Raw genomic sequence first — 8,121 nt, forward strand, 5'->3', positions numbered from 1 at the left:
GCCCGCAGCCGCGGTAGCCGCCGCAGCCGACCGCGTCGCCACAGCGGCCGCGCCGCCCCGTCGGGCCTTCCGGGGCTTCATCACGCTGCCCGTCGCGGTCGTCTACGTCGCAGCCATGGCCTCGACGGTCGTGCTGACCGGCACCGACGTCGGGGTCGTCGCCGCCCTGCGCGACTTCGGCCGCGCCGAGGCGATCGGTTGGGTGCTCGCCCTGTGGGGCTTCGGCTCGCTCGTGGGCGGCCTGCTCTACGGTGCCTGGCACCGCTCCCTCTCGGTCTACTGGCTGCTCGGCGCCCTCGCTATCGTCACTGCACCGGTCGCGATCGCGTCCGGGGTGCCGAGCTTCGCCGTGCTCATCACGGTCTCCGGCCTGCTCTGCGCGCCCACCGTGACCGCCACCGTCGAGCACCTGAGCCGGGTCGTGCCGGAGCGGTTCCGGGGCGAGATGATGGGGTGGCACGGCTCGGCCATGACGGCCGGGTCCGCGCTGGGCGCGCCGGTCGCCGGCATCGCGATCGACCTCGGTGGGTGGCAGTGGGGCTTCCTCGTCGTCTCCGCCGTCGGGCTGGGGGTCGCCGCCGTCGGCGCCCTGACCAGCCGCGCCGAGTCGGCGCCACAGCACGTCGATTCGGAGCCGGCGGCCGCCGCTGCTATCCTTGAGCACTGACCAGCCGTTTCCGACCCGCCGACCTCGTCGGTGAGCCGGGCGCGGCGTGCAAGAGAAGCCCGACTTCCACCCGCGTCGACCTCACGGTTGCCGGGTCCGGTCCGCGCAGTGACGTGTCCCCGCGGGACACCCACTGTGCCGTATGCCGCTGAGCCCGCTCAGCGGCATACGTCCCGTCAGGGACCGCCAGGGCTCCTCGTGCACACGCGAGGAGCCTTTTCTCGTTGCTGGTCAGGTCGACACCAACGAACTTAGGAGCACCACATCAGCGAGCCTCGCATCAACGAGCGCATCCGGGTCCCGGAAGTGCGCTTGGTCGGCCCCAACGGAGAGCAGGTCGGGATCGTGCGCGTCGAGGACGCGCTGCGCCTCGCCGAGGAGGCCAACCTCGACCTCGTCGAGGTCGCACCCATGGCCAAGCCGCCGGTCGCCAAGCTCATGGACTTCGGCAAGTACAAGTACGAAGCCGCCATGAAGGCCCGGGAAGCCCGCAAGAACCAGGTCAACACGGTCATCAAGGAGATCAAGCTCCGACCGAAGATCGACCCCCACGACTACGGCACCAAGAAGGGCCATGTCGAGCGGTTCCTCAAGGCCGGTGACAAGGTCAAGGTGACGATCATGTTCCGCGGTCGGGAGCAGTCCCGCCCGGAGCTCGGTCGGCGTCTGCTCGAGCGGCTCGCCACGGACATCTCCGAGCTGGGCCACGTCGAGTCCGCGCCGAAGCAGGACGGCCGCAACATGATCATGGTGATCGCACCAGAGAAGAAGAAGTCCGAGGCGAAGGCGGAGCAGCGACGCGCCCGCGACGCCGCGGCCGCAGAGCAGTCCGCGCCCGAGCCGGAGGCGACGGCGGCGGAGTGACCCGGACGGGAGCCCTCGCGGCCCGTCCCTGACCACGCCTGCGTGCGCCCGCGCACGTCCGGCACGAAACAAAGGAGATCGGCACTCATGCCGAAGATGAAGACGCACAGCGGCGCCAAGAAGCGCTTCCGGCTCACCGGCAAGGGCAAGGTCATGCGCGAGCAGGCCGGCGGCCGCCACCTGCTCGAGCGCAAGTCCTCGCGCTACACGCGGCGCATCGCGAACGACGTCGAGGTCGCCCCGGCCGACGCCAAGAAGGTCAAGAAGCTCCTCGGCAAGTGAGCCGAGTTCCCCACCCATCAGCATCTCGCTGAGCCGCCGGCCCGTCCGGGCACCGGCAGCAGCACCAACGAAGGAGTACTCACGTGGCACGCGTGAAGCGGGCGGTCAACGCCCAGAAGAAGCGTCGCGTCGTTCTGGAGCGCGCCAGCGGTTACCGCGGCCAGCGCTCGCGGCTGTACCGCAAGGCCAAGGAGCAGGTCACCCACTCGCTCGGTTACGCCTACCGCGACCGCCGCGCCAAGAAGGGTGACTTCCGTCGCCTGTGGATCCAGCGGATCAACGCCGCCGCCCGCGCCAACGGCATGACCTACAACCGGTTCATGCAGGGCCTGCGCACGGCCGGCGTCGAGGTCGACCGCAAGATCCTCGCGGACCTCGCCGTCAACGACGCCGCGGCCTTCACCGCCCTCGTCGAGGTCGCCCGCGCCAACGTGCCGGCCCAGACCGCCGAGGCCAAGAGCGCCTGAGCATCCACCGAGCGCCGCGACGCCCCGTGCTGACCAACCCGCGTTCCGACCGGGTCAGGTCCGTCCGGGCGCTGTCGCGGCGCTCCGTGCGTTCCCGGACCGGGCTGTTCCTCGCGGAGGGCCCGCAGTCGGTGCGCGAGGCCGTCGTCCACCGGGCCGAGCACGTGCGGGACGTCTACGTCACCGCGCAGGCCGCCCAGCGGCATACGGACATCATCACGCGCGCCGAGGACGCGGGGCTGCACGTGCACGAGACGAGCGCCGACGTGCTGTCCACTATGGCGGAGACCGAGACGCCGCAAGGGATCGTCGCCGTATGCCGCCGAGCCGACCTCTCGCTCGACGCGGCCCTCGCGGGCCTGCCGCCGGACGCGGTCGTGTGCGTCCTCACGCACGTGCGTGACCCCGGCAACGCCGGGACCGTCATCCGGGGTGCCGACGCCGCCGGCGCGGACCTCGTCGTCGTCAGCGACGCGAGCGTCGACGTCTACGCGCCCAAGGTCGTCCGGTCGACGGCCGGCTCGATCTTCCACCTTCCCGTTGTCGTGGGCCGGCCCGTCAACGAGATCCTCGCCGCCCTCGCGGCCCGCGGGATCCGACGGCTCGCCGCGGACGGCGCCGGCACGACCCTGCTGCACGACGCCCCGCTCGACGGACCGCACGCATGGGTCATGGGCAACGAGGCCTGGGGGCTGCCCGCCGAGGTCCGGGCGCAGTGCGACGACGTCGTGCGGGTGCCGATCTACGGGCTCGCGGAGTCGCTCAACCTCGCCATGGCCGCGACCGTGTGCCTTTACGCCTCCGCCGAGGCGCGACGTCGGGCCGGTCGCTGACCGCCACGAGGCGGGCGGCGTCGCTATCCTGCGGTTCATGGCCATCCCGCGCTCGCTACCGTCCGAGGCGGACGTCGCGATGCCCGTCGACACCATGGCCGAGCTGCTGCCCGACGGCCTCGTCGTCGTCGACGCCGACCGCGTCGTGCGGTTCGCCAACACCGAGGCGTTGCGCACCCTCGGGCTGCAGCGCGAGGACCTCGTCGGCCATCCCGTCGAGGACGTCCTGCCGCTGACCGACAAGTCGGGCCGCGACTGGTGGAGCCAGACCGACCCCTGGAACGGCATCTCGACCCTGACCGGTCACCGGGAGAAGCTGCTCGTCGGTCCGGGGGGCCGTGACCTGCTCGTCACCGCCCGCTACCTCCGCACCGAGCGGGGCGGACCGGTCGAGAGGGTGCTCGTCGGCGTGCGCGACGCGGAGGCCCGCCTGCGGGCCGAGCGCGAGAGCGCGACCGTCCTCGCGACCGTCGCCCACGAGCTGCGCGCGCCACTCACCTCGGTCACCGGGTTCACGAGCAGCCTGCTCCGGCGCTGGGACCGGTTCACCGACGAGCAGAAGCGGCTGATGATCGAGACGATCCAGTCCGACGCGACGCGGCTGACCCGACTCATCAGCGAGCTGCTCGACATCTCCCGCCTGGACGCCGACCGGCTCCAGCTCCGGCTCGGCCCGGTCAACCTCGAGGACCTGCTGCGCCGGCACGTCGTGCGCCACGATCTGGCTCGCTCGAGCCAGATCTCGCTGTCCCTGACGCCCGCCGCGCGAGAGGAGGGAATGCCACAGCTGTGGGCGGACACGGACCGGCTCGAGCAGGTCTTCTTCAACCTCATCGAGAACGCCGTGCTGCACGGCGGCGGCCGGGTTCGGGTCGTCCTCGACCGCGACGGCGTCGACCCGGCGGGGGTCCTCGTGCACGTCGACGACGACGGGGACGGCATCCGGCCCGAGGACCGCGACCGCGTCTTCGACCGGTTCTGGCACGGCGAGGAGACGGCCACGACCGGCCTCGGGCTCTATGTCGTGCGCGGCCTCGTCGAGGCCCACGGCGGGACGGTCACGGTGGGGGAGTCGGACTGTGGCGGCGCCCGGTTCACCGTCCAGCTGCCGGCGAACATGCCGGACTTCGTGCCCGGGCCCGCCTGAGCCCGCCTCCGCCGCCGGCAGCCGCGGCCCAGGCGCGCCCTAGACTGGCCCGGGATCCACCCGCCCCGCGGTCCGCCCGGGCGGGTGCCGCGTCCACGAGAACCGCCTGCCAGAACCGTCCACGAGAACCGTCCACGAGAGCAGCGACCCGCCACCCATGTCAGGACCCAACACGAACTACGACCCCGTCGAGGTCGCGGCGCTCGAGCCGGCCGCCGTCCAGGCGGCCGTCGACGCGGCCCTGGCGGCCATCGCCGCCGCGTCCTCGCTCGACGAGCTCAAGGCCGCCCGGACCGCCCACCAGGGCGAGAAGAGCCCCCTCGCCCTCGCCAACCGTGAGATCGGGGCGCTGCCGCCGAGTGCGAAGGCCGAGGCCGGCAAGCGGGTCGGGCAGGCGCGTGGTCGGGTCGGTCAGGCCCTCGCTGCGCGCCAGGCCGAGCTCGAGGCCGAACGCGATGAGCGGATCCTCGTCGAGGAGCGGGTCGACGTCACCGTCCCGGCGCTGCGGCGCCGCCTCGGGGCCCGCCACCCGATCGAGCTCGTCGCGCAGCGGCTCGTCGACTCGTTCGTCGGCATGGGCTGGGAGGTCGCCGAGGGCCCGGAGCTCGAGGCCGAGTGGCTCAACTTCGACGCGCTCAACCTCGGGCCGGACCACCCGGCCCGGCAGATGCAGGACACCTTTTTCCTCGACCCGGTCGACTCCGGGCTCGTGCTGCGCACCCACACGTCTCCGGTCCAGATCCGCACGATGCTCGAGAAGGAGCCGCCGATCTACATCGTCGCGCCCGGCAAGGTGTTCCGCACCGACGACCTCGACGCGACGCACACCCCGGTCTTCCACCAGATCGAGTGCCTGGCGGTCGACAAGGGTCTGACGATGGCGCACCTGCGCGGCGCGATCGACGCCTTCGTGCAGATCATGTTCGGAGAGGGCACCCGCACCCGCGTGCGGGCGTCGTACTTCCCCTTCACCGAGCCGTCCATGGAGACCGACTTCGTCTGCTTCGCCTGCCACGGCTCGGGTTCGACCACACCAGGCAGTGCCGCCCAGTGTCGTACCTGTGGCGGCTCCGGCTGGATCGAGCTCGGCGGCTCCGGCATGGTCAACCGCAAGGTGCTCGCGGCCTGCGGCATCGACCCCGACGTCTACTCCGGCTTCGCCTTCGGCCTCGGCATCGAGCGCGCCCTGATGCTGCGCCACGGCGTGCAGGGCATGCACGAGATGGTCGAGGGTGACGTCCGCTTCTCCCAGCAGTTCGGCATGGAGGTCTGACCAATGCGTATGCCGCTCAGCTGGCTCGCCGAGTACACCGACGTCCCCGAGGGGGTGACCGGTGCGCAGGTCGCCGCCGCGCTCGTGTCCGTCGGCATCGAGGAGGAGGACCTCCACGGTGGTGACATCACCGGCCCGCTCGTCGTCGGCCGCGTCCTCGAGTTCGAGGAGCAGGTGCAGAAGAACGGCAAGCCGATCCGCTACTGCGTCGTCGACGTGGGGCAGCACGGACAGATGCTCACCGAGGGCAAGCACCAGGAGATCGTCTGCGGCGCCACGAACTTCGAGGTCGGCGACCTCGTCGTCGTGGTCCTGCCCGGCGGGGTCCTGCCCGGCGGGTTCGAGATCTCCGCGCGCAAGACCTACGGACGCGTGTCCAACGGCATGATCTGTGCCGAGGACGAGATCGGCCTCGGCGACGACCACGCCGGCATCATCGTGCTCGACGAGCTCCTCGGGGCCGAGGAGGTGGCCGGGGTCAAGCCCGGCGACGACGCGATCGCGCTGCTCGGGCTCGGCGAGGAGACGATCGAGGCGAACGTCACCCCCGACCGCGGCTACTGCTTCTCGGTGCGCGGCCTGGCCCGCGAGTACTGGCACTCCCAGGGCAGCCCCGCCGGCGGCTACCGCGACCCGGCGCTCGTCGAGGTGCCGGCCGCCAACGAGACCGGCTACCGGGTCGTCATCGACGACGACCGTCCGCTGGGCGGCGTCGCCGGCTGCGACCGCTACGTCGCGCGCACCATCCGCGGCATCGACCCGACCCGTCCGTCCCCGAAGTGGATGCAGAAGCGGCTGACCCAGATGGGGATGCGACCGATCTCGCTCGCGGTCGACGTCACGAACTACGTGATGCTCGCCGTCGGCCAGCCCCTGCACGCCTTCGACGTCGACAAGCTGTCCGGCTCGATCGTCGTGCGGAGGGCCCGTGCGGGGGAGAAGCTCACCACGCTCGACGACGCCGAGCGGGCCCTCGACCCGGAGGACCTGCTCATCACCGACGGCGGGGAGCACCTGCTTGCGATCGCCGGGGTCATGGGCGGCGCCTCCTCCGAGGTGGACGACTCGACGACGAACGTCCTGGTCGAGTCGGCCCACTTCGACCCGACGTCCGTCGCCCGCTCGTCACGTCGGCACAAGCTCGTGACCGAGGCCTCGAAGCGCTTCGAGCGTGGCGTCGACCCGCAGCTGGCACCCGCGGCGGCCCAGCTGGCCGTCGACCTGCTCGTCCGGTACGGCGGGGGCACCGTCGACGAGGGCGTGACCGATGTCGACCACACGACGCCGCGTCAGCCCTACCTGCTCGACGTGACCGAGCCCGGACGCATCGTCGGCGTCGACTACTCGCGCGACCGCGTCCTCGAGGTCCTGCGCGTCCTCGGCTGCGTCGTCGAGGAGACCGGCGCCGGCACCGATGCGACGCACGTGCTCGTCACACCACCCTCGTGGCGCCCCGACCTCGTCGACGGCCCCGACTACGCCGAGGAGGTCGCCCGGATCGAGGGGTACAACGACATCCCGTCGGTGATCCCGACCCCGACGGAGGGGCACGGCCTGACCCACGGCCAGCACGTGCGCCGGGTCGTCGCCGACGCCCTCGCGGCCGCGGGGTGCACCGAGGTGCTCACCTACCCCTTCGTGTCCGACGGCCTCGCCGACGAGCTGATGCTCGCCGCGGACGACGACCGTCGCCACGCGGTGCGGCTCGCCAACCCCATTTCCGAGGAGCGTCCGCTCATGCGGACCACGGTGCTGTCCACCCTGGTCGACGCGCTGCGCCGCAACGTGGCGCGCGGCCACAAGGACGTCGCCGTCTCCGAGATCGGGCTTGTCTTCCGGCCGCACGGGCCGGTGGCGCAGGCACCGATCCCGGGCGTCGACGGGCGGCCGGACCACGCGCTCCTCGCGCGGCTGTATGCCGCTGTGCCCGACCAGCCGCGCCACGCCGCCCTAGTCGCGTGCGGGCTCGCGGAGCAGGCCGGCTGGTGGGGACCCGGTCGGACCGTCGACTGGAGTGACGCCGTCGCGGCCGTCCAGACGGTGGCTGCCGCCCTCGCCGTGCCGGTGGTCGTCGCGAACGACCGCGATCGCGCCCCCTGGCACCCCGGCCGCTGCGCGCGCATCTCGCTCACCGACGGGACCATCGTCGGCTGGGCGGGAGAGCTGCACCCCAAGGTGCTGGCGGCGCTCGACCTGCCGGCCCGCACGGTCGCCGCGGAGTTCGACGTCGACGTGCTCACCGCGGCGAGCGCGGAGCCGGTGCAGGCCCGGCAGTTCTCGACGTTCCCCCCGGCGCTGACCGACGTTGCGCTCCTCGTCGACGTCGACGTGCCGGCCGCCGACGTCGAGGCGGCGCTGCGCCGCGGCGCCGGGTCGGACCTCGAGGCCGTCACGCTCTTCGACGTCTACGAAGGGGAGCAGGTCGGGTCCGGGCACAAGTCGCTCGCCTACCGGCTCACCTTCCGGGCACCGGACCGGACGCTGACGACCGAGGAGGTCAACCGGTTCCGCGACGCGGCGGTCGGCGCCGCCGCCGAGGCGGTCGGCGCCACCCAGCGCTGACCCGTCGAGAGGCCACCAACCGACGA

General features: G+C 72.3%; 8 protein-coding genes. All 8 read left to right on the forward strand.

Translation table 11 applies throughout. The annotated features are described in order from the left end of the window. Positions 1-667, forward strand: a 667-nt coding sequence (locus N864_RS16350) for an MFS transporter (RefSeq protein WP_034719217.1), incomplete at its 5' end; no start/stop codon positions are given. A 306-nt stretch (positions 668-973) separates the two neighbouring features. Then, positions 974-1,531, forward strand: a complete 558-nt coding sequence (gene infC, locus N864_RS16355) for a translation initiation factor IF-3 (RefSeq protein ID WP_034719220.1) — start codon at positions 974-976, stop codon at positions 1,529-1,531. A gap of 87 nt (positions 1,532-1,618) precedes the next feature. Continuing rightward, entirely contained in the window at positions 1,619-1,813 is a 195-nt protein-coding gene (gene rpmI, locus N864_RS16360) for a 50S ribosomal protein L35 (RefSeq protein WP_034719222.1), read from the forward strand. Positions 1,814-1,896: 83 nt separating this feature from the next. Further along, positions 1,897-2,280, forward strand: a complete 384-nt coding sequence (gene rplT / locus N864_RS16365) for a 50S ribosomal protein L20 (protein ID WP_034719224.1) — start codon at positions 1,897-1,899, stop codon at positions 2,278-2,280. Positions 2,281-2,306: 26 nt separating this feature from the next. After that, positions 2,307-3,113 (forward strand): TrmH family RNA methyltransferase, encoded by an 807-nt coding sequence (locus tag N864_RS16370; protein ID WP_034719226.1) that lies wholly within the window; start codon positions 2,307-2,309, stop codon positions 3,111-3,113. Positions 3,114-3,150: 37 nt separating this feature from the next. Next, positions 3,151-4,260 carry a PAS domain-containing sensor histidine kinase gene (locus N864_RS16375; protein WP_034719230.1) on the forward strand — a complete coding sequence of 370 codons (1,110 nt, stop codon included), beginning with the start codon at positions 3,151-3,153 and terminating at the stop codon, positions 4,258-4,260. A 157-nt stretch (positions 4,261-4,417) separates the two neighbouring features. Then, complete coding sequence (gene pheS, locus N864_RS16380; protein ID WP_034719232.1) at positions 4,418-5,533, forward strand: phenylalanine--tRNA ligase subunit alpha; 1,116 nt, start codon at positions 4,418-4,420, stop codon at positions 5,531-5,533. A gap of 3 nt (positions 5,534-5,536) precedes the next feature. Beyond that, positions 5,537-8,095, forward strand: coding sequence for a phenylalanine--tRNA ligase subunit beta (gene pheT, locus N864_RS16385; RefSeq protein ID WP_034719235.1), 2,559 nt, complete (start codon positions 5,537-5,539; stop codon positions 8,093-8,095). The last annotated feature ends 26 nt before the right edge of the window (positions 8,096-8,121 follow it).

This window comes from Intrasporangium chromatireducens Q5-1, assembly GCF_000576575.1.
GTDB classification, from domain to species: Bacteria; Actinomycetota; Actinomycetes; order Actinomycetales; family Dermatophilaceae; genus Intrasporangium_A; species Intrasporangium_A chromatireducens.